Origin of the sequence: Paenibacillus selenitireducens (genome assembly GCF_002021565.1) — a bacterium.
GTDB classification, from domain to species: domain Bacteria; phylum Bacillota; class Bacilli; order Paenibacillales; family Paenibacillaceae; genus Paenibacillus_K; species Paenibacillus_K selenitireducens.
Genome location: NZ_MSZX01000007.1, coordinates 273484 through 294439, shown reverse-complemented (window position 1 = coordinate 294439; position 20956 = coordinate 273484). Strand labels below are relative to the sequence as shown.

20 protein-coding genes and 1 pseudogene are annotated in these 20956 nt (G+C 43.5%); 14 read left to right on the top strand and 7 right to left on the bottom strand.

Features of this window, described 5'->3' with window-relative positions:
* Genes BVG16_RS19035 through BVG16_RS19015 form a run of 5 tightly spaced genes read left to right on the top strand, consistent with a single transcriptional unit; the run spans position 1 to position 2962 of the window.
* The gene (locus tag BVG16_RS19035; protein WP_078500569.1) at positions 1–336 is read left to right on the top strand and encodes a Na(+)/H(+) antiporter subunit C; all 336 of its coding nucleotides are present in this window, start codon (positions 1–3) and stop codon (positions 334–336) included.
* The gene (locus BVG16_RS19030) at positions 333–1808 is read left to right on the top strand and encodes a Na+/H+ antiporter subunit D (RefSeq protein WP_078500567.1); all 1476 of its coding nucleotides are present in this window, start codon (positions 333–335) and stop codon (positions 1806–1808) included. The genes BVG16_RS19035 and BVG16_RS19030 overlap by 4 nt, the downstream gene beginning before the upstream one ends.
* A 14-nt stretch (positions 1809–1822) precedes the next feature.
* Positions 1823–2302 carry a Na+/H+ antiporter subunit E gene (locus BVG16_RS19025; protein ID WP_078500565.1) on the top strand — a complete coding sequence of 160 codons (480 nt, stop codon included), beginning with the start codon at positions 1823–1825 and terminating at the stop codon, positions 2300–2302.
* Positions 2299–2580, top strand: a complete 282-nt coding sequence (locus BVG16_RS19020) for a Na(+)/H(+) antiporter subunit F1 (protein ID WP_078500563.1) — start codon at positions 2299–2301, stop codon at positions 2578–2580. Before BVG16_RS19025 ends, BVG16_RS19020 begins: the two co-directional genes overlap by 4 nt.
* Positions 2564–2962, top strand: coding sequence for a Na+/H+ antiporter subunit G (locus BVG16_RS19015; protein ID WP_078500561.1), 399 nt, complete (start codon positions 2564–2566; stop codon positions 2960–2962). Before BVG16_RS19020 ends, BVG16_RS19015 begins: the two co-directional genes overlap by 17 nt.
* Before the next feature lie 263 nt (positions 2963–3225).
* Here BVG16_RS19015 and BVG16_RS19010 read toward each other — a convergent pair whose 3' ends face one another.
* On the bottom strand, positions 3226–3621 hold the full coding sequence (locus BVG16_RS19010; RefSeq protein WP_078500559.1) for a VOC family protein: 396 nt from the start codon (positions 3619–3621) through the stop codon (positions 3226–3228).
* Positions 3622–3960: 339 nt separating this feature from the next.
* Positions 3961–5004, bottom strand: coding sequence for a YdcF family protein (locus tag BVG16_RS19005; RefSeq protein WP_233147093.1), 1044 nt, complete (start codon positions 5002–5004; stop codon positions 3961–3963).
* 121 nt (positions 5005–5125) lie between these two features.
* Here BVG16_RS19005 and BVG16_RS19000 point away from each other — a divergent pair, with 121 nt between their 5' ends.
* Both BVG16_RS19000 and BVG16_RS18995 read left to right on the top strand, forming a co-directional pair.
* A complete protein-coding gene (locus BVG16_RS19000; RefSeq protein ID WP_078500557.1) occupies positions 5126–5920 on the top strand; it encodes a helix-turn-helix domain-containing protein in 795 nt (264 codons plus the stop codon).
* Positions 5921–6032: 112 nt separating this feature from the next.
* Entirely contained in the window at positions 6033–6404 is a 372-nt protein-coding gene (locus BVG16_RS18995) for a hypothetical protein (protein ID WP_144027420.1), read from the top strand.
* A 478-nt stretch (positions 6405–6882) separates the two neighbouring features.
* Here BVG16_RS18995 and BVG16_RS18990 read toward each other — a convergent pair whose 3' ends face one another.
* Positions 6883–7872 carry a zinc-binding dehydrogenase gene (locus BVG16_RS18990; protein WP_078500554.1) on the bottom strand — a complete coding sequence of 330 codons (990 nt, stop codon included), beginning with the start codon at positions 7870–7872 and terminating at the stop codon, positions 6883–6885.
* Positions 7873–8001: 129 nt separating this feature from the next.
* Between BVG16_RS18990 and BVG16_RS18985 the strand changes: the two genes are divergently transcribed.
* The 5 genes from BVG16_RS18985 (at position 8002) to BVG16_RS18965 (ending at position 12740) form a co-directional block, all read left to right on the top strand.
* Positions 8002–8859: a LysR family transcriptional regulator gene (locus tag BVG16_RS18985; protein ID WP_078500553.1), complete on the top strand. Its 858-nt coding sequence runs from the start codon at positions 8002–8004 to the stop codon at positions 8857–8859.
* A gap of 291 nt (positions 8860–9150) precedes the next feature.
* Entirely contained in the window at positions 9151–9849 is a 699-nt protein-coding gene (locus BVG16_RS18980; RefSeq protein WP_078500552.1) for a PspA/IM30 family protein, read from the top strand.
* Between the two features lie 37 nt (positions 9850–9886).
* Positions 9887–10918: a TFIIB-type zinc ribbon-containing protein gene (locus tag BVG16_RS18975; RefSeq protein WP_078500551.1), complete on the top strand. Its 1032-nt coding sequence runs from the start codon at positions 9887–9889 to the stop codon at positions 10916–10918.
* On the top strand, positions 10915–11703 hold the full coding sequence (locus BVG16_RS18970; protein WP_078500550.1) for a TPM domain-containing protein: 789 nt from the start codon (positions 10915–10917) through the stop codon (positions 11701–11703). Before BVG16_RS18975 ends, BVG16_RS18970 begins: the two co-directional genes overlap by 4 nt.
* A 41-nt stretch (positions 11704–11744) precedes the next feature.
* The gene (locus BVG16_RS18965; protein WP_078500549.1) at positions 11745–12740 is read left to right on the top strand and encodes an SPFH domain-containing protein; all 996 of its coding nucleotides are present in this window, start codon (positions 11745–11747) and stop codon (positions 12738–12740) included.
* Between the two features lie 487 nt (positions 12741–13227).
* Here BVG16_RS18965 and BVG16_RS18960 read toward each other — a convergent pair whose 3' ends face one another.
* On the bottom strand, positions 13228–13845 hold the full coding sequence (locus BVG16_RS18960) for a TetR/AcrR family transcriptional regulator (protein ID WP_078500548.1): 618 nt from the start codon (positions 13843–13845) through the stop codon (positions 13228–13230).
* A 190-nt stretch (positions 13846–14035) separates the two neighbouring features.
* Here BVG16_RS18960 and BVG16_RS18955 point away from each other — a divergent pair, with 190 nt between their 5' ends.
* Positions 14036–15580 (top strand): MDR family MFS transporter, encoded by a 1545-nt coding sequence (locus BVG16_RS18955; protein ID WP_078500547.1) that lies wholly within the window; start codon positions 14036–14038, stop codon positions 15578–15580.
* Between the two features lie 171 nt (positions 15581–15751).
* Here the strand turns inward: BVG16_RS18955 and BVG16_RS18950 are convergent.
* Both BVG16_RS18950 and BVG16_RS18945 read right to left on the bottom strand, forming a co-directional pair.
* A pseudogene (locus BVG16_RS18950) lies at positions 15752–16213 on the bottom strand (YfbR-like 5'-deoxynucleotidase); the annotation flags it as partial.
* A 17-nt stretch (positions 16214–16230) separates the two neighbouring features.
* Positions 16231–16875 (bottom strand): SGNH/GDSL hydrolase family protein, encoded by a 645-nt coding sequence (locus tag BVG16_RS18945; RefSeq protein WP_078500546.1) that lies wholly within the window; start codon positions 16873–16875, stop codon positions 16231–16233.
* Positions 16876–17184: 309 nt separating this feature from the next.
* On the opposite strand from BVG16_RS18945, the gene BVG16_RS18940 reads away from it, so the two are divergent.
* Entirely contained in the window at positions 17185–19971 is a 2787-nt protein-coding gene (locus tag BVG16_RS18940; RefSeq protein ID WP_078500545.1) for a glycoside hydrolase family 3 C-terminal domain-containing protein, read from the top strand.
* Between the two features lie 236 nt (positions 19972–20207).
* Here BVG16_RS18940 and BVG16_RS18935 read toward each other — a convergent pair whose 3' ends face one another.
* A complete protein-coding gene (locus BVG16_RS18935) occupies positions 20208–20837 on the bottom strand; it encodes an HD domain-containing protein (RefSeq protein WP_078500544.1) in 630 nt (209 codons plus the stop codon).
* Positions 20838–20956 lie beyond the last annotated feature (119 nt).

The window sequence follows — 20956 nt, the reverse complement described above, 5'->3', positions numbered from 1 at the left end:
ATGGAGACACTAATAGTCATACTGGTCGGTATTTTAATATCCATTGGAACCTATTTGATTCTATCTAAGCAACTACTGCGAATTGTGCTCGGAGCATCGATTGTGGGCCATGCGGTTAATTTGTTGCTCATCACTTCTGGTGGGCTGAAGACGGGGAGCGCCCCTCTGCTTGGAGAGAAAGTTGCGGGTTTTACGGATTCTATTCCTCAAGCATTAATTTTAACTGCGATCGTCATTAATTTTGCCGTGACAGCGCTAGTATTAGTTTTATGTTACCGCGCCTATCAAAGCTTTGGGACGGATGACATGGAGCAATTAAGGGGAAATGAGCAATGAATAATTTGTTGATCACGCCGGTTATCATTCCTCTATTGACGGGGATGCTCCTTATTATATTCCAGAAAAACTTAAAGCTGCAGCGGATTCTTAGTCTGGTTGCATTGTTAGCTACCAGTGTCATTTCAGTTCTATTGATGAATCAGATCAGAGATGGCGGTATTCAAACATTACAGTTGGGTGGTTGGGAAGCGCCTTACGGCATTAGTTTCGTGGGTGACATGTTCAGTGCTTTACTGCTTTTGGCTACCTCTATTGTTTCGGTATGCTGCTTAATTTATGCTTTTTCATCGATTGGCCGAAAACAAGAAAAACTTTATTTCTATCCTCTCTTTCTGTTTTTGATTACAGGTGTCAATGGTTCGTTCTTGACAGGGGATTTATTCAATTTATATGTCTTTTTTGAAATGTTTCTGGTTGCATCTTATGTACTGATCACGTTGGGTGGATCTCAGAGGCAGCTTCGCGAGTCGCTGAAATATATTTTTACGAACATTATTGCATCGGCGTTCTTTTTGATCGGCGTTGCCTATTTATATTCTATGACCGGCACATTGAACCTCGCCCATTTATCGATCCGGATTGCAGAGGTTGGTCAGGATGGGTTAATTACCACCGTCGCATTATTATTCCTGATCGTTTTCGCCATGAAGGCGGGATTATTGCTCTATTTCTGGCTACCCGGATCATATAGTGTACCGCCAACGGCAATCGCTGCTATTTTCGCTGCATTACTCACAAAGGTAGGGATATACGCCATTTTCAGAATGTTTACGCTCATCTTTTATCATGAACCGCAGATTACCCATCTGTTTATCGGGATTTTAGCAGCTATTACAATGGTACTAGGCGGACTCGGAGCGATTGGATATTGGGATTTGAGAAAAATATTAACCTACAATGTGATCATCAGCGTTGGATTTATTATGGCTGGGCTCGTCTCTTTCACATCCACCGGCATAGCGGGTTCTATATATTATTTGATTCACGACATGTTGATTAAGGGACTTGTATTTATGATCGGGGGAACGATTGTTCATCTCACGGGAACAAGTAATTTGAAGAATATTAGCGGCTTGATTCGGCTTCACCCCCAATTAGGCTGGATGTTCTTCATCGCGGCTTTGTCTATGGTTGGAATTCCTCCGTTAAGCGGTTTTCTTGGCAAAGTATTTACGACGCAAGGTGTCTTTGAAGCCGGCTATTATTGGCTCGGAGGAATCGGGCTACTGGCCAGCTTGTTCATTCTGTATTCTATGATCAAATTGTTTATGAAAGCTTTTTGGGGTGAAACGATTCTGAGTGTAGAGGAGGAGAAAGGGACAACGAAAGGTTTATTGCTTCCTATCGCTCTATTGACGCTGGCTAGTGTTGCTCTGGGAATCGGTGCTGAGGCGATTACGGGTTATGTAGCTCAAGCTGCGGAGGAATTGTTGAATCCAGGTTTATATATTCAGGCCGTGTTTGGTTAAGGAGGGAAACAGTCATGCCCGTTCAAGTGCTACTCAACATATTCATTGCCTACTTGTGGATGTTTCTGCAAGAGGATATGAGCATATTAAACTTTTTCAGCGGTTACTTTGTTGGTTTGTTTATTTTACTGTGCATCCGCCGTTTCTTTAAAAAACCGTTTTATCTATTCACGCTAGCTGCAATCGGTAAGTTGTTCGTTCTGTTTATCCATGAGCTGAATACTTCTGCGATGATGGTCATGAAGCATGTACTCCGTCCTAAAATCGATGTCAAGCCAGGAATTTTCAAGGTAGAAACGGATTTGGAGGGGGATTTGGAAATCACGCTCCTATCTTTATTAATTTGCTTAACGCCAGGCTCAGTCGTCATGGAGGTAACCCCTGATTCAAAGGTGCTGTACATTCACGGTCTGAACATGCCTGAATCCAGGGATTCTGTATTAAAATCAAAATCTGTTTTTGAAAAAGCGATAAAGGATGTGACAAGAAAATGATATTTGAGACGGTGTTGATCACTGCATTATGTATATTAATGTTGGCCATACTAGCCAATTTATATCGGATTGTGAAAGGGCCTTCCAGTGCAGACCGTGTTCAAGCGTTGGATTCCATTGGTATTAATCTGATCGCCAGTACCGCCGTGTTCTCCGTGCTGCTGCACACACATGCCTTTTTTGATCTTATATTACTGATCGGGATCCTTTCATTTATTGGAACGGTTGCCTTTGCCAGATTCATTGAAAGAGGTGTTGTTATTGAGCGGAAGCGGTGAAGTAGTCGGGGCAGTCCTCATTCTCATTGGAGCCATTTTCAGCTTGATCAGCGCGATTGGGATTGTGCGTTTGCCCGATGTGTACACAAGGTCTCATGCTGCATCTAAAAGTTCTACGCTTGGTGTGCTGTGCGCGCTCGTTGGAACATTACTGTATTTCTTAATTTCCGACGGTTTCTTCAGCATCCGCCTCATCTTGGGAATCTTCTTTGTGTTTTTGACAGCTCCAGTGGCCGCCCATGTGATCTGTCGGGCCGCTTACCGCCACCAGGTGCCGTTAGCCGAGCAGAGCGTCCAAGATGAATTGAAGGACTATTATATGGAGAATGAGATCTTCGTTGTAGAAGATAAGGTTGAATTAGTTAATGATCAGGCGAAATAAACCGGATAAATCGCTTGTCATGAGAACAGCCCAAGGACCTTTTCCCATGGAGACGACTTATACTGGGAAACAGTCGTACCCAATTCAACCCGAATGACTTTGTGGAACAGGGGGAATCCGACCGGATTTTCTATGTTATTTGCTCCGTTACTTGAAAAACAGACTTGAAATGAGTGGCCGGATGATACGAGCTAAATGAAAAAGGACACCTCAGAGGTGTCCTTTTTGCGTTGAAGGAGACGAGCGGGGTCGCCCAAAAAATTCTATTTTGCGTTCTTATCCGGCTGATGAATGCCAAAAATATTTCCTTCGGTATCTATATAATATCCCTGCCACGCCATTCCAGGCAGAGCATGTTTCGGCAATGCGACCTTGCCTCCAAGATTCAGAATTTTGGCATCCGTAGAATCGTAATCTTCCACGCCCATCGTACATGCATAGCCATTCATAGCTTGGCCTTGTTGTGGAGAAGCGCCTTGACGCTGCACCAGAGCTCCGTTAACGCCAAGCTCATTGGCATCACCAGTCGTTGCTCCAAAATACGGCATTCCGGCATATTCGCTCCAATCTTCGAATGTCCATCCAAATACTTCTCCATAAAACTGCTTAGCACGCTCCATGTCCCCGACATGAATTTCAAAATGAACTAATCTGCCCATGATCTCCTCCTGATTTTTGACTTCCTTAAATCTTTTAGTATGTTTCTAGCTATCGTTTTGATTGTCCTTCTTTTATTATTGTAAAAAATATATAAAATTAATCATGAACTATGCGTTACATGCTACGTATTTTTCCCCTGTTGTCGCTAATACCCCAATAGCCGCGATCCTTTTCTATAATTAATGGAAAGTGTACTAGAATGAAATTCGGGGTGTACTTATGTCTTTATACATTATGCCAATAAAAGTGGCTATTATCACTTTTTTATTGATTATGCGGCAGATATCGTGCCTAACAAAAAATGACTTCTTAAGGCAAATTCGAATAAGTTTCCGCCTCTATAAAACCATGTATTCTATTATAGATAATAAGATGGAGAATCCTAAAATAACTCCAATTACAATACTGTGCCGTTTACGATTCATGACAACAAGAGCAATATATTCGCGAATCATGGCATTTGGCCAATAGTAGAGTGCTGTTTTTGAACCAATTCCTTGACTATTTAGTCCAGCTTGCTTGGCGTATAGTCCTGCACGGAACAAGTGGAAGTTATTTGTCGTAAAGATGCTGTTATAATTAGCCCCGTGTAAGTCATCCATAATTTTCTTTGAAAAAAGCATATTCTCATACGTATTGGTGGAACGATCTTCTTTAATTGTTTGTTCGAGAGGGATTCCCTTTTCCAGAGCGTAATTTTGCATCGCTTCAGCTTCAGCAAGGTTTTCATCAGATCCTTTACCACCAGAAAAAATGATTGTTGGAGGCGTAGTTACGGTCGCCTGCTTCCCATAAAATTCAATCGCTTTATTAATTCTGCTGGCTAGGAGTGGGGGAACTTTATCATGAATTAAACCACTTCCAAGAACGATGATAAAATCTTGATTATATTTGGGTCTATTGAATTGATAGAGAAAATAAGCCGTTAGGAAATTAAATAAGTTGACGAATAAATATAAAATAATAAAAGTCATTCCTGCATATAGCGGCTGAATCTTAACAGATAAAAAACGAGACGGATTGATGATAGAAATTAGGATTAAAAGCAAAAGACAAATGCCAAAAAGAAGAGTTAAATAATTTGAAAAACGTCGTCCTTCTTTTTTTATTAGAATTTTTGCGTTTATAAACATTCCCACCATGAGGGCGAATAAGCCAAAACTGAAAGCAAAAAGAATCACAAAAAAAGGAACGAGTCCTATAACAACTAAAAACGGATTCTTTGAGCTAAGAGCTGAATAAATAAGTAAAATACTCAATGAACCAAAAAATAAGTTGAATAGTAAGCCGTTAATTGTTCTTCTGGGGTCTGTTAAATAAAAATATAAAAAAATAACAAGAAAAATAACGGTTGTAATGCCGAAAAAGTTAAAAATAAACACGTTTTCCTAACACCTCTTTATTGATTGTGAGTCTTAATGATATTAGTATAACCCAAAAAAAGAGTTAATAAGATGTAACGGTATATTAGTATCACCAGTCTTTTAGAAGGAGATGCATACGATGATTCGAACCTTTGAACCTATAGATGCCTTGCATAAAATAGTGGACTATATCTGGGTCGTAGACTTCGACTTTCTTGCAGATGACAACAGAGAAGACATTATTATGCCGCTGGGGTATATTAATATCATTTTCAATTATGGGTCTGCTTATAGGCTGGTGGGAGAAGATCAGGAAATGGTGATCCCGAATACGGTTGTGATTGGTCAAATGAAAAGCGCGAAATATGTTCGATATGGACAACAGCTGTATCAAATCGGGATTTCATTAACTCCGTTAGGGTTTATACAATTGTTTCATGTGCCCAGCCTCGAATTGACAGAGCGAATCGTACAGGCCATCGATGTGGACCCTGATCTAGATGAACTGTACCGAATGATGATGAGATCTAAAGATGTGGAGCAACATATCACAGCAATCAATCATTATTTGCTGCATAAAATGGCGTTGAATAAGAAGGATATTGGCCGCATAGAGAAAATGCTTACTTATGTAGAACGAGAATATGAAAACTTGAACATTGTGAGTATGGCAAAATTTTTTGGTGTTTCAGTAAGTACGTTGGAGCGTTTCTTCAAAAAACAGATCGGACTGACCCCAAAGGCCTATGGAGATATTGTGAAGTTCAGAAAACATGTTGAGGATGAAGGTTTGAGGAAGGATATGCAGTATCGTTACTATGATCAGTCTCACCTCATCAAAACATCCAAAAAATTTGCAGGCAAAACCGTCAAAGAGTTAGAGAAGCTGCCACAAGAATTAACCCTTCGTTATGTATGGCATGGTCAGGAGTGATGAACGCCTGATCATAGATGCTGATTTTTTACAATACACTCTCTTTCCTTCCTGTTAATCTTGAGACACTAACAGATGAGAGGAAGAGATAACAATGCAGGATATTATGATCATGGCAAGTTTAGTGGTGTTTTTAAATGTAACATTGTTGGCGATATTGGTTCCGGGAGGACCGATTGAGAATAGGGATTTTTCAGAGTTAAAAGGAGTTGTATTTTGGGGGTTTAATCTGTTTCTTATCTTACTTGGAATTACGTCGTTTATCGCGTGTTATCTCTTGTTGATATCACATCCTCATGCCATTTTCATCACACAAATCATCGCTGTTTTATACTTTATCGTGTACATTATCGACTTAGCTGGTATTTTTCCAAAATCACCGACTAAAATGTCTAAGCCGCTTATGCTTTTCGAAGTAATTAACACATCCATGGCTGTATTCCTCTTCCTCTTTGTGACGGCGATTGGGCATGTCGTTTCGTGAGGACGAGAGTATATTATCAGATGTGCTTATTCAAGCCCAAATGCTTCAACATTTTATTCGACTGCGAACAAGTAGTTAGTATAGACGGTTACGGGGCGATACTAGGGTGACATCAAAACCGTGACTACACCCGTAGACACCGATGTGGTGTTGCCTTCGGACAGGGGTTTGTCCCCCCTCGCCTCTATACATAAAATCCACAACCGAATGAGGTTGTGGATTTTTGCTTTTATAGAAGATAGAAGAACAAGCTTACCCAAACGAAAGTGGAGATACATACCGTTACCTTCATGGGATTAAACTACGGAGTGTGTATTCAAGAAATTGGTGAACAATTTCCCGGAATGAATATCACACTCGATAAGTTCCATGTGATGAAGCTGTTGATGAAGTTCAGGTTCAGTTCCATCAGAGGCCTATCCACATTGCCTGTTTTGCAAATGAGGTTTAGAGATCAGCGATTACTACTCTCAGAGTCTCAATCTATTCTTATTCCAATATTCCCAGATTGCTCCCCCTGTTGCATTCGCTGAAAGGCTTGAAGGGTGTCTTGTAAAGGATACACACGATCAATGATAGGGCGGAGTGAATGGAGTTCCATAAATTCAAGCATAGCCGTAAACTCTTCACTGCTTCCCATTGAGGTGCCGATGATACTGATTTGGGGGTAAAATATGGATCGTGCCGCTAGTTCCATTCGATCTCCTGAGCTTGCTCCATACGTGACGATACGGCCATTCGGTTTAATGACATCAAAGTAGTGTTGGAACGTCGCTGGCCCGATACTGTCTAGGATGAGATCCACTGTTTCTCCTTTCATACTTTCCTTCCAATCGCTATGACTGTCAAAGGCATGATCTGCCCCATGTGCAAGAGCAGCTTGCCTTTTTGTTTCACTGCGTGATGTGACACTGACTCGTGCACCCGCTGCTGAAGCCATAAGCATGGCATAAGTCGCCACACCCCCACCAATACCAGGAATAAGGATATGTTCACCTTGCTTTAAGCTACCTCTCGTGAACAAAGCCCGATAAGCTGTCAAGGCAGACAAGGGCAACACGCCTGCTTCTTCCCAAGACAGGTAAGCTGGCTTGCTGACGGCATTTTGCGCAGGGATGATGATAGACTCGGCGAATGTACCATCCGAAGGGCCGCCCACTATGGCTGGAACGGTCGGGACATCGTGGGTGGTTTCCCATCCGATACACGGATTAATGATGACATCGGTACCTACTGTAAGGTTTGTTACGCCTTCACCTACCGCTTCAATTCTACCCGCGCCGTCAGAACCCATAATCAGGGGAGCATCCTTATTTGTTCGATCCGCCATGAGAAATAAGTCTCGATGATTCAACCCTGCAGTTTTCAGCCTTACTTTTACTTCGCCGAAGCCCGGCTGTTTGTCAATAACGTCTTCATATGTCAAGCCCTTCAAGCCGTTCATCCCAGCATGTACGATTGCTTTCATCCTAACTCCTCCAGTAATTCGTATTTCGATGAATCTATTGTGAATTGTACAGAGTGGGAATCATACAGTAAAATGAACAAAACCGAATGTGAGTATCATAAATGATCATACCAAGCAGGTGACTTAGAAATGGAAAGCGGAGATTTAAGAATATTTCAAGCTGTAGCTCGAGAGGGGAGCATTACCAGGGCTGCGCAAATGTTGAACTATGTACAGTCTAATGTGACGAACCGAATTCAGTATCTTGAGGCGCAGTTGAAAACCCCCCTTTTTCGGCGATCCAATCGAGGGATGACGCTAACTCCGGCTGGCGAGAATTTACTGGGATATGCGGATAAAATACTGATTCTGATAGACGAGGCAGTAAAATCTACACAATACTCGGACCATCCTTCAGGGCCTCTTAGGATAGGTTCCATTGAAACGACTGCGGTCATTCATCTGACGCCTCTATTGGCCGAATATCAATCACGATATCCAGATGTTAATGTATCCCTCATTACGGGTGTGACACATGCCCTCTTACAAAAGGTGCTGGATTACGAGCTTGATGGGGCTTTTGTCTATGGACCAATTGACCATCCAGACATAGAACATGTCGCGGCTTTTGAAGAGGAGTTGGTGCTGATCTCGGAGCCGGGAAAAAGCGACATGCACGAGTTGCTTTCGAAGCCGATGTTGTTTTTCGATGTTGGATGTACGCATCGGGCAAAAGCGGAGAGTTTTCTGAGAAGAACTGGCCTGACCACATATCAGATTATGGAATTTGGCACATTAGCCGTTATTCTAGATGGGGTTTCCGCTGGGCTCGGTGTGTCTATGCTACCACGATCATCGATTGCCAAGTCGGAAGAGAAGGGCATAATCGCTTCTCACCGCTTGCCTGAAGAGTACCGAGATTTGCAGGTATGGTTTGTGTATAGACATGACTCAATTTACTCAAGTGCGTTGACAAGGCTAATACAATTAGTTGAAGCTAAGCAATAATAGTTAGCCCGCAACGATCGATAGCGTCGAGTGTTAGTGCTAGACCATGTCAACAAACAATCTAAGCAACACGCGGCGGCGAATTGTGGATTTGCTCATCCGCGGTTCGCGACCATATGTAGGATTAAAAAGGGCACCTTGAGAGGTGTCCTTTTTGCGTTGAGTGAGAAAGGGGATCCTGTCAGGGGTAATATTCGAATCAAATAACAATTATCTATTTCAACGAAACCTTTTGCCAGAAATTAATGTATTATTAGGATAAAAGAACTAACGCGAAGGGAGTGGCACAGTATGGGAATCTTATCAAGATTGAGGGATATAATGAAGGTCAATGTTAACTCTTTAGTGGAGCGGAACGACGATCCAGAGAAGACGATTGATGAATATATGCGGATATTGAACAGTCACCTTGGGAAGGTAAAAGCCGAAACGGCTTCAGTGCTCGCGGATGAGCAAAGAGCAAAGACGCTGCTCGATGAGTGCAGTACCGAGATCAAGAAGCTGCAGCGATATGCAGAGAAATCTGTAGAAGCGGGTAATGAGGATGACGCCTTAAAATTCCTGGAGAGGAAAGCGAATTTTGGCGAGAAGTTAAGCGAATTACAAGCTGCTTATGATCTTGCTTCCTCAAATGCTGCCAGCATGAAACAAATGCAGGATAAGCTTGTATCGGACTTGGGGCAGCTGGAGGCTCGGAGGATTGAGCTTAAGGGGAAGCTTGCCGCTGCGAAGCTGCAGCAGGGATTGAACTCGGGCCGCTCCTCTTCGGGCGATGTTCAGGCTTCTTTTCAAGCGATGGAGGAACTGGCGGATCGGGCGTTGAATGAAGCTGAGGCACTGGCTGAACTGAGGGCTGGAGTGAAGGAAGATGATCTGGACACGCTGATTGCACAATTGGAGAAGAACTCGGAGGTACATGCAAATACGGCTAGTCCGTCGAATCCCGAGGATGAACTGGCGGCAATCCAAGCAAAAATAAAAAAGGAATAGAGTTCTTTGCTATTTATTATGTCATAGAGGTGAGCAGATGAACGTTATTGAATATAAATGTCCGAACTGTGGCAGCGGCATGGTCTTTGATTCAGAGACGGGGACGTTATCGTGTCATAGCTGTGGAAGAAAGGATAATATAGAGCAGATCCCTGATCCTCTTGGCCAGCAAGCCTTTTCAGCGGATGAGGTGCAGGAATATCACTGCACAAGCTGCGGATCTGTCATTATTGTCGAAGCGGAAACTACGGCAACCGTTTGCAGTTTTTGTGAGTCGGCCGTTGTTCTCGGCGATCGCTTGAGCGGGAGTCTGGCCCCAGGCTTAGTCATTCCTTTCTCAATCAGCAAGGAGAAGGCGATGAAGGCCTTTCGAAAATGGTGCAAAAACGGTCTTCTTACGCCGAGCGGGTTCATGACTGCGGATCGTATCAAAGGTATAACCGGAATGTATATACCCTTCTGGTTGTATGAATTGCATAACAAAGTGGAGGCATATGGTCATGCCACGAAAGTGAGAGCCTACACAAAAGGCGATTACCGGTATACTGAAACACAGCATTTTGACATATATCGCAAGCTTCAGCTGAATTATTTGAGGGTGCCGATTGACTCGTCGGAGAAGATGAATGATAAGCTGATGGATAAGCTGGAGCCTTTTCCTTATGATCTACTCAAGAGCTTTAGAACCCCTTATCTGGCAGGTTATGTTGCGGAGAAATACAGTTATACGGATACGGAGATGCTGCCGCGGGCGAAGGATAAAATCAGAGAGTATATTGAATCTGCTATTTCGTCAGCGGTGTCAGGATATTCTACTGTTAATTTTACGAATAAGGAAATTGATACTAGAGTAAAAAACGTAGACTATTGCTTGCTTCCGGTATGGGTGGTTCACTATGACTACAATAGATTAGAGTATACGTTTGCCATGAACGGCCAGACAGGCAAGGTCGTCGGCAAGCCTCCGATCAGCAAGGCGAAGGTGGCAGCGTGGTTTGCTGGTATTTCCAGCCTCTCTTTCCTGTCGCTCAAAATAATCTCATGGATGATGGGGGGAGGGTTCCTGTGAGAAGGCAAGGTGCGGTGCTGGCAGTTCTGTTCTTCTTCATGGTGTATCTTGTCGTTCCTGGCCAAATCATGGCAGCAGCAGTGGAAGAAAAAATATTGATCTATGATGAGGCGAAGCTGCTTACTCCCGAAGAATTCGATGAACTAAATACGATGGCTAATGAATACGGTGCTAAAAGAGAAACGGATATCATCATCATTACTTCTAAAAACGGCGAAAATGTAGATGTTCAGGATATGACGGAGGCATTTTATGATGAGCATGCACCCGGGTACGACAAGTCTCATGGCAATGCAGTCATTTTGACGATGGATATGAGAAATCGTGATGTGTATTTAGCCGGATTTTATAAGGCAGAGCAGTATCTGGATAATGGTAGGATTGATAAAATACGGGGCAAGATTACATCAGATCTATCAAGTGGCGATTACAAGCAGGCATTCGAAAAATATATTAAAACTTCCTATAAATATATGGGCTTCAAGCCTGGAGTGAATCCAGATAATATTTTGTTTAATATCTGGTTTCAATTGGGAGGAGCCTTGGCTATTGGAGGTATTGTCGTTGGTATGATGGTTTACCGCTCCGGCGGACGCGTCACAGTAAATCGGCAAACCTACGAGGATGCAAGCAATTCAGGGATTCTGGATCGGCAGGATCAGTACATTCGAACAACAGTAACGAAGCATAAAATTGAAAAGAGTTCTGGCAGCAGCAGCTCCGGCGGCGGTGGAGGTGTCACCGGAGGTGGGCATTCGCATAGCGGCAGTAGAGGAAAGTTTTAATCAAATGTTGGGTTTTAAAAATATAGGAATGGGGTATTCATATGGGATTTTTCAAAAATCAATTTTCGAACGTTGTGGAATGGGAAGAGTTTAGAGATGATATGATCTTTTGGAAGTGGAGCAATCGGGAGATTAAGAAAGGTAGTAAACTGATTATCCGCTCGGGTCAAGATGCCATTTTCGTAAATAATGGTAAGATTGAGGGGATTTTTCAGAATGACGGGGAATATAACATCGATTCTGACATCATTCCATTCTTATCCACTTTAAAAGGATTCAAATTTGGCTTCAACAGTGGCATGAGGGTGGAAGTTTTATTCGTGAACACAAAGGAGTTTACCGTCAAATGGGGGACGCAGAATCCTGTTCTGATCCCAACTCCGCAGCTTCCGGGCGGCATGCCGATACGTGCGAATGGAACGTTCAATTTTAAAGTGAATGATTATGTTATGCTGATCGATAAGATTGCCGGGATGAAAGACAGCTATCTTGTTGAGGATATTAAAATTCGTATCACTTCTGTGCTGGATCAGTTGTTAATGAAGTGGATCAGTAGAGAAGGAAAGGACATGTTCAATCTGCAGACGAATGCATCTGAAATTGCCAGAGGTATTCGCGAGGATCTGGATATGGAAGTATTGGATAAAGGGATGACAATTACGGGCTTTCAAGTGATGAGCTTTAATTATCCTCAAGAAATCCAGGATATGATCACGAAGACGGCTTCTCATGAAATGATAGGTAACTTGCAGAAATATCAACAGGTTAGTATGACCGATGCAATGGCTTCTGGCAAACTACATGGTGGTGGAACTGCTTCGGACATGGCGGGCATGATGATGGGGATGAATGTGGCTAATGAAATGATGAAAAATATGAATCAAAACCTGAATCAAAAGCCTGCGGTTGAGAGAGAGCCTGAGCCTGCTAATCCTTCTGCTTCTCAAGGGGGCAGCAAGCCTAAATTCTGCCCTAACTGTGGTACAAAAAACGAAGGAGCTAACTTCTGTCCGAATTGCGGCCAGAAGCTGAGCTAATTAGCTCGGATTAATGAATACAATTGAGGACTGAACATCCTACAGACTTGCAACCCCATCCGAATGAGGATGGGGTTGTAGTTCTTTATATCAGGGGGGCATCAAAACCGTGACTACACCCGTTAGAAGCTTACGTTGCGTTATCTTCGGACAGGGGATCGCCCCTGTCAGGGGTTCAGTCCGTGCGGAGGGAGCGAAAATATGGGGTCCCCGCAAAGTAATCGCAAATCGCAGCAAGACTAGGCTTCACTTTGTGGGGGTTAGCGAGTGAGCAAGGCGTTTATATCCTATCTCTAATATCGTTGGTAGAGGATGGGCATCGTGAGCAAGTAAGATGGAGATATGAACATTGCCCTCGCCTCCACTATGTAAATCCACAACCGCATGAGGTTGTGGATTTTTTTCATCTTCTCGGCATTAGTTGTCTCAGAATATCCTGTACAGTAGATGACTCATTTATTATTCACAAGTGAGAGAACGAGGTGGATCAAATATGTCCTTTAAAAAAATAAGTGGAGCCAAGCTCATGCAAACGGATCAGTTGCGTTGCCATATATTTAGGCGAATACTGCATATCATTTTCCAACCAATACATGATGATCCCTAGATGGGCTGACGTGACATAGCGAACAATAATATCTCTGGGCATCGTAACTTGATTGTCATTGGGCTGAGCAATAATCGAACGGTGGTATAAGGAATCTCGGATTATGTTTTCCATCCGTATGGACAAGCCAGGTAACCCATTCGGGCCAAGCATCACTCGATAAAATTGGGAATGTGCTGAGATATGCTCAAATTGGCGAATAAAAGAGTCAGGTGGTGTATCCGTATCCTTAACGAAGTCATTAACTTCAAACTCGGGAGGCAATTGAAACGCAGTTAAAAACTCATGCATCTCTTCATCAACTATTTTCTGTAAGAGATCGTGTTTGTCATGATAATGAAGGTAGAATGTGGCTCGATTGATTTCGGCACATTCAGTAATATCTCGAACAGTGATATGATCAAAGCCTTTCTTATCCATTAACGATATGAATGCATCTTTAATGAGATGAAGTGTTCGTTTAACACGCGGATCAAGCTGTGCATTCTTATTAGACATTTGAATCTCCTTTGTTTAATGTTGTGGCTTTGTGCAACAACATCTCGTCAGTTATCGATAATGCGACGCTTTCCCTACTATTGTTGGTTGCTGCTCTCCTTTCTTTATTTTAATATAAGCTACACATCAGCGTTAATACAACACTGTGTTGATTTGTGGTTATAAAATTATAAGATGGGAGTATGAAGGAATGCCAAGTGAGAAACCCAAAGTAGGATTAATTACGATTGCATTGTTACTGGGATTGTTTCTATCTTCATTAGACCAGACCATCGTTTCGACCGCCATGCCAACTGTAAGCAAAGAATTAGGCGGATTTTCTTTCTACAGCTGGATATTTACCGTCTATATGTTGGCTTCAACAGCGACCATGCCGATTTACGGGAAATTAGCAGATATCTTAGGTCGCAAGAAGGTCATCTTGAGTGGATTATCCTTGTTCCTTATAGGCTCCACTTTATGTGGGCTTGCGGGGAGTATGTCCGAACTAATCATTTTCAGAGGGATCCAAGGTCTGGGAGCGGGAGCGCTAATGCCAATATCCATGACAATCATTGCGGATATTTACCCTATTGACAAGCGCGGCAAATTCATGGGTTTGCTCGGGGCTGTGGTCGCTATCTCTAGCGTTTTCGGACCTACTTTAGGCGGAGTTATTGTAGAGCAATTGAACTGGGGATGGATTTTCTATGTAAATCTCCTCATCGGTATTCCTGCACTACTCTTACTAGCTGTGGCGATGAAAGAAAGTAAGAGTGCTGAGAAACGATCGATCGATTGGTTCGGAGCCATCACTTTGAGCCTTGCAATCGTATCTATCCTGCTTGCACTGGTGCTAGGCGGCGATGATACGGGAGTCGGAACGCGATATGCTTGGGCATCTCCTCAAATTGTTGGATTGCTTAGCATTGGAGCAGTTCTGCTTGTTCTATTCCTGTGGATAGAGACGAAGGTGAGGGAACCGATTATCCCCTTGTACCTCTTTAAAATTCGTACCATTGCCTCTGGAAACATCGTTGGATTTTTTATGAGTGCAGGCTTGTTCGGTGCGATTGTGTACATTCCGTTGTTCGTGCAGGGTGTTATCGGTGTAAAATCGTCCGTCGCTGGTTATGTATTAACGCCGCTCATGCTTTCTGTGACAATCACATCGATAGTTGGCGGACGTCTGATGAGCAAGCTTTCTTATCGTGCGATACTTGTCCCTAGCATGGCGCTTATGACCATCGGATTTTTTCTGCTTAGTCAAATAACGGTAGATACGACACAAACTCAAATGGTCATCTATATGATTGTTGCCGGACTCGGAATGGGCGCTGTCTATCCAACTGTCGGCACCGCTGCACAGAGCGCAGTCGGTAGCCAATCTCGCGGAGTCGCCACATCCTCATCCCAATTTTTCCGTTCTATTGGGGGGACAATTGGAGTTAGCGTATTAGGTAGTCTGCAATCCCAACAGATGTCATCAGGACTAATGGAACTCCAGAAGAAGGTGGATACATTTCCTGCAGACCTATTACAGCAATTTACCACTCCTCAAGTGCTCCTCGATTCCAGCGCCCGAGCTTCCTTGCCTCCTGAGGTGTTAAAAGGTCTTCAAAGCGTACTTAGCGATGCATTAGTACATGTATTCTTAGGCGGTATGGTCTTTGTCGTTATTGGTCTTATCGCGAGTTTCTTTATGGGTAATGCTCGATTGGTAGCGAAGGTTAAAGAGGTTCGCACGGTTGATTGAACTAATATACTCCGGCGAATTGTGGTTTTGTACAGCCACGGTTCGCCTCCACCAACACAAAAGCCAGCCGCAAGAGGCTGGCTTTTTAGCGTACAGAATAAAGGAAATAAGAGAAGGAATACTCGTTAAAATACTGGGGACTAACTTAGAGGTTGAGAGTCAGTGAAATAGCTATGACGCTAACGCTTCATTCGTAATGGTTTCAATATCGATCGGAGATCGTGATCCTTCGCTAACCAAATCGGGTAAAATATGTTGTAGAAAATAATCGACGCAATGAAGTTTGATTTGTTTAATTTTAATAAGAGCATTTCGATACATCACGATAAATTCTTTTTCTGTATTTCCTCGTTGCAGCTCCGCAAAGGCCTCATAGACCTGATCCATTTTATCAGCAACTTCTAAGATTTGTCCTTCTACGGAATCATCTTTGCCTTCGCGAAGTTGTCTGCGAAAGATGTGCTTGAATTCCTCTGGAATATGCTCACTAATGAAATGATCGACCATTCCTTCTTCTACTTGCTGCAGCATAGCTCGAAGTTCTAGGGAATAGTGCTTCACCGGTGTTTTAATATCTCCAATGAAAATTTCCCCGTAATCATGACTGCTTGTTATTTCATATAGCTTTTTCTGAGTTAATAGCTCCAGGTCTACTTGCGTGGGATCAGATATGGGGCCAATCCCGTTGCAATAACTCGATGTCCCCGATCATTTGGATGGATGGGCAGAGACCCGCTTAACGCATCTTCAATCTTTCCTTTTCGATATCCATATATAAGATCTGCCTGTTTTCCATCAAACCACCTATGAGCGGGAGCTACTGTTACACCATAACTATAGGCCAGTTCGTTTATCATATAATTTAATCGGCCTATCGACCCCACGGAAAGAGGGCTGTTCGGAAATGGATTGTATTGCGTGCAGCAAATGATCCGAGCACGGCTTTCTTTTTTTATTTGAGTAAAAATGGAACTTAAATTACGCCTATAGCCGGTTACAATTTGTTTTACAGCAAGTGTTTTCTTGGTTTTAATTGAAGCAAGTGCCGCGTTGGCTAAATCCACTCCTCCAATCCATACAGAAACAACAGAGGAATGACTAATTACGGAGGACCCTTGCCCTATCACGGCCTCCAATAGGTCATGGCTGGTCCAACCGGACCGAGCCAGAACAAACCCACGAACCTTGCGTGAGTCTGAATTTAAAATAGATACGGCCAATTGGGGATAAGCCCTTGCCAGAGAAGAGGCATTTTCCCCAAATGTAATGGAATCTCCAAGAGCTGTATAGATCATAAGAATATCACCAACTCCACTCTTAATCATATACATAACGTAAATAGTTCAAGAAAACCGATGTTAACGCACGACTCGACTGTTTGCTCGTGTATGTTCTCAAGTACATCTTAGAGATATTATATTGCACTTATGTACAGGTTGTGTGGACATTAACAACGAATGCTTCAATATGAGCGTTTATGGATACAAGCTAAGAAAAAATATTCCGGAAATTTTTCCATTTGTCTATAGATTTGTTACTATGATACTAGGACTAATGAAAGTAATCTAGAAACTGTAATGAACTAACATCGTGGAGGGAATATATTGAACACACAGAAAATAGGAGTTCCATTAGAAGGCTTTGCTGAATTCAGCAGAAAAGTGGCCGCAGAGGGCGCTGTACTGTTAAAGAACGATGGCCAAGTGCTTCCCATTGCAAAAAATAGAAACGTTTCGATTTTCGGCAGAACTCAGATTAACTATTACCGCAGCGGTACAGGTTCGGGCGGCAGCGTCCATGTATCCCATACAACGAATCTGTTAGACGGGCTTCGGAGTAAGAAGAATATCACAGTGAATGAAGAGTTAGCAGCGGTATATGAAAAATGGATCGAGCAAAACCCGTTTGATAATGGCGGGGGCGGTTGGGCGGCTGAGCCATGGCACCAGAAGGAAATGCCTTTAACCGATGCGTTGGTGAAGGAAGCAAGAACCAAATCCGACAAGGCGATCATTGTGATCGGACGTACAGCGGGAGAAGATCAGGATAATGCTGATGCGCCGGGAAGCTACCAGTTAACAGCAGAGGAAATAGCAATGCTGAAGCGGGTGACTACATATTTTGAACAAACTGCCGTTGTTCTAAACGTTTCGAATATTATTGATATGAGCTGGATGAACGATGAGAGCTACGTGCACCCGATTCCATGCGTGATTTACGCTTGGCATGGCGGCATGGAAGGCGGCAATGCCATTGCAGACGTGCTGGCTGGAGACGTGACACCGAGCGGTAAATTAACCGATACCATTGCCTATTCGATCGACGATTATCCTTCAACTCGCAATTACGGCAATGAGCTGAGAAGCGTTTATGAAGAAGATATCTATGTCGGTTACCGTTTTTTCGAAACGTTTCGACCGGATAAAGTCCAATTTGAATTCGGTTATGGTTTATCGTATACCCAATTTAGCATGGAATCTGAGGGAGCCAAACGGACTGTCAAAGAAGGAGAACCCTATGTTGAAATCGGTGTAACCGTAAAAAATACCGGAACAGACTTTGCAGGCAAAGAGGTCGTTCAAGTTTATTATGAAGCACCGCAAGGAAAGTTAGGCCAACCTGCTAAAGTTTTGGCAGCATTCGTGAAGACAAAAGAACTTCAGGCAGGTGAATCGCAACAACTCACGGTGAGCTTCCCTGTTCATTCTATGGCCTCATATGATGACGCCGGTGTGACAGGGCATCCTTACGCTTATGTCTTGGAAGCTGGAACGTACCGACTGTATGTAGGGAACAGTGTCAAAAATGTCGTGGAAATCGACGTTGAAGGACAAAAAGGTTACGTCGTGGAAACTCTTCAAGTCGTGGAGCAGCTGCAAGAGGCGATGGCGCCAACGGAAAGCTTTACACGTATGAAACCAGGCGCTCGGAAGGAAGATGGTACATACGAGCTTACCTCTGCAGAGGTGCCGACACGCAAGGTTTCGCTTGCAGAACGGATCGATAAGAACCTTCCTAGCACCCTGGAGCAAACAGGTAATCAGGGATATAAGTTAAGAGATGTATATGACCAAAAAGTTAGCATGGAAGCTTTTATTGCTCAGCTCAGCGATCAAGATCTGGCGGCGATTGTCAGAGGAGAAGGCATGAGCAGTCCGCTAGTTACTCCGGGTACGGCTTCGGCCTTCGGGGGTGTAAGCGATCCGTTGTTCAGTTACGGCATTCCGGTCGGTTGTACGGCGGATGGCCCGTCCGGTATTCGGATGGATAGCGGGCAGCAGGCAACTCAAGTGGCCATTGGGACCTTGCTTGCGGCAACATGGAACACCGAATTGGTCGAAGAACTTTACGTTATGGAAGGTCAGGAGTTATTAAGCAATAACATTGACGCCTTGCTTGGACCTGGGTTAAATATTCGGCGCAGTCCGCTTAATGGACGCAATTTTGAATATTTTTCGGAAGACCCGTTAATTTCCGGGATGTTCGCTGCAGCATGCACGCGCGGCATTATGAAAGGCGGCTCGAATGGCACGCTGAAGCATTTTGCTTGCAATAATCAGGAGAAACATCGCAGTAAGGTAAATGCTGTCGTGTCTGAGCGCGCCCTTCGGGAGATTTATCTGAAAGGATTTGAAATCGCGGTCAAACAGGGCGGTGCGAATTCGATTATGACCTCCTACAATCCCGTCAACGGGCATTGGGCGGCTTCGAATTATGATTTAAATACCACAATCCTTCGTGGGGAATGGGGCTTCAAAGGCATCGTGATGACGGACTGGTGGGCGATCATGAATGATGTTGTCCATGGGGGCCCTGCAGATCGGAAATATACGAACATGATGGTCCGTGCACAAAATGATCTTTATATGGTTGTGAGCAACTATGGGGCGGAAACCAATGTGTGGGGAGACAATACCATCGAATCCCTGGCTAACGGCTCCTTAACCCGCGGTGAGCTGCAGCGTTGTGCCATGAATATTTGTGAATTCTTGATGCAAGCACCGGTGTTCTCCAGAGAACAAGTGATTGAAGAAACGATCCTTACATTCAAGGCGAATCCATCTCTTTCAACGGAGCAAGTGCAAGCATTATCCCACAATGCGCAGGTTAAAATTTCCGCAGCCGGATCGACTTTTATGAACGTAGAACAGGCTGGCGTATACCGGATCTTTGCCCATGTGATGTCTCCAGATAACGAGTTGGCTCAGAGCGCATGTAATGTAACCTTCAATGACCAGACGGTGACGACGATTCAAACCAACGGAACAGAAGGCAATTGGATCCAGCTGAAGCTTGTGAAAATCGAACTGGAAGCAGGCCTTTATGAATTGAAGTTTGATTTTGTCAAACCGGGCATGCAGATCAATTGGATCGAATTTAAACAAGTGTAAAGGTAGACACGTAAATAAGACAGGCTATTGAGTTACTAGGCTGCCTCGCCATACAAATGAAGTCAACACGTGGAGGTGAACAGTGGATTTATCCCTACACTGTCCACCTCCACCTACACGAAAGCCAGCCGTAAGAGGCTGGCTCTTTGTGTACAAAATAACTGAAATAAGAGAGAGTTATACTGGGTAGGAAATATACTGGGGACAAACATAGAGGCTAAGAGTTAGCGAAATAGCTATGACGATAACGCTTCATTCGTAATGGTTTCAATATCAATCGGAGACCGCGTTCCTTCACGAACCAAATCGGGTAGAATGTGCTTCAGGAAATAATCCACGCAATGAAGCTTGATTTCTTTGATTTTAATCAGTGCAGTACGGTACATTACGATAAATTCTTTTTCGGTATTTCCTCGCTGCAGCTCCGCAAAGGCTTCATAGACCTGATCCATTTTATCGGCTACCTCTAGGATTAACCCTTCCACGGAATCGTCTTTGCCCTCACGCAGCTGTCTGCGGAAGATCGGCTTGAATTCATCCGGAATATGCTCGTCAATGAAATGCGCAACCATGCCTTCTTCCACTTGCTGCAGCATAGCCCGAAGCTCCAGGGAATGATGCTTTACAGGTGTTTTAATATCTCCAATGAAGATTTCTCCGTAATCATGACTGCTCGTGATTTCATACAGCTTTTTCCAATCGACAGTGACGCCGTTGCTCTCTTCAATATCCGCCAAGGTTTTGGCATATTGAACGACCTTCCAAGAATGCTCGGATACGCTATGCGCCTGAAACTTGAACTTACCCGGGCAGCGAATAATTCGCTCTAAATCCGTTAGTGATTGAAAATACGTATGAATCCCCATAGGGTGTGTTCCTTTCTTTGATGAATGAAGTGGATGTTGCTGTATGAATAGTATATCTCCCATTTGTTAATGGATGATTAAGTTGAGTAGGAAATTTCTGCATAATCAAATGTCAACTT

Excerpts from the sequence above, each read along its gene's own strand:
- BVG16_RS19035 (WP_078500569.1), top strand. The coding sequence starts at position 1 with ATGGAGACACTAATAGTCATACTGGTCGGTATTTTAATATCCATTGGA.
- BVG16_RS19030 (WP_078500567.1), top strand. The coding sequence starts at position 333 with ATGAATAATTTGTTGATCACGCCGGTTATCATTCCTCTATTGACGGGG.
- BVG16_RS19025 (WP_078500565.1), top strand. The coding sequence starts at position 1,823 with ATGCCCGTTCAAGTGCTACTCAACATATTCATTGCCTACTTGTGGATG.
- BVG16_RS19020 (WP_078500563.1), top strand. The coding sequence starts at position 2,299 with ATGATATTTGAGACGGTGTTGATCACTGCATTATGTATATTAATGTTG.
- BVG16_RS19010 (WP_078500559.1), bottom strand. The coding sequence starts at position 3,621 with ATGGGCAGATTAGTTCATTTTGAAATTCATGTCGGGGACATGGAGCGT.
- BVG16_RS19000 (WP_078500557.1), top strand. The coding sequence starts at position 5,126 with ATGATTCGAACCTTTGAACCTATAGATGCCTTGCATAAAATAGTGGAC.
- BVG16_RS18995 (WP_144027420.1), top strand. The coding sequence starts at position 6,033 with ATGGCAAGTTTAGTGGTGTTTTTAAATGTAACATTGTTGGCGATATTG.
- BVG16_RS18990 (WP_078500554.1), bottom strand. The coding sequence starts at position 7,872 with ATGAAAGCAATCGTACATGCTGGGATGAACGGCTTGAAGGGCTTGACA.
- BVG16_RS18985 (WP_078500553.1), top strand. The coding sequence starts at position 8,002 with ATGGAAAGCGGAGATTTAAGAATATTTCAAGCTGTAGCTCGAGAGGGG.
- BVG16_RS18980 (WP_078500552.1), top strand. The coding sequence starts at position 9,151 with ATGGGAATCTTATCAAGATTGAGGGATATAATGAAGGTCAATGTTAAC.
- BVG16_RS18975 (WP_078500551.1), top strand. The coding sequence starts at position 9,887 with ATGAACGTTATTGAATATAAATGTCCGAACTGTGGCAGCGGCATGGTC.
- BVG16_RS18965 (WP_078500549.1), top strand. The coding sequence starts at position 11,745 with ATGGGATTTTTCAAAAATCAATTTTCGAACGTTGTGGAATGGGAAGAG.
- BVG16_RS18960 (WP_078500548.1), bottom strand. The coding sequence starts at position 13,845 with ATGTCTAATAAGAATGCACAGCTTGATCCGCGTGTTAAACGAACACTT.
- BVG16_RS18955 (WP_078500547.1), top strand. The coding sequence starts at position 14,036 with ATGCCAAGTGAGAAACCCAAAGTAGGATTAATTACGATTGCATTGTTA.
- BVG16_RS18945 (WP_078500546.1), bottom strand. The coding sequence starts at position 16,875 with ATGATCTATACAGCTCTTGGAGATTCCATTACATTTGGGGAAAATGCC.
- BVG16_RS18935 (WP_078500544.1), bottom strand. The coding sequence starts at position 20,837 with ATGGGGATTCATACGTATTTTCAATCACTAACGGATTTAGAGCGAATT.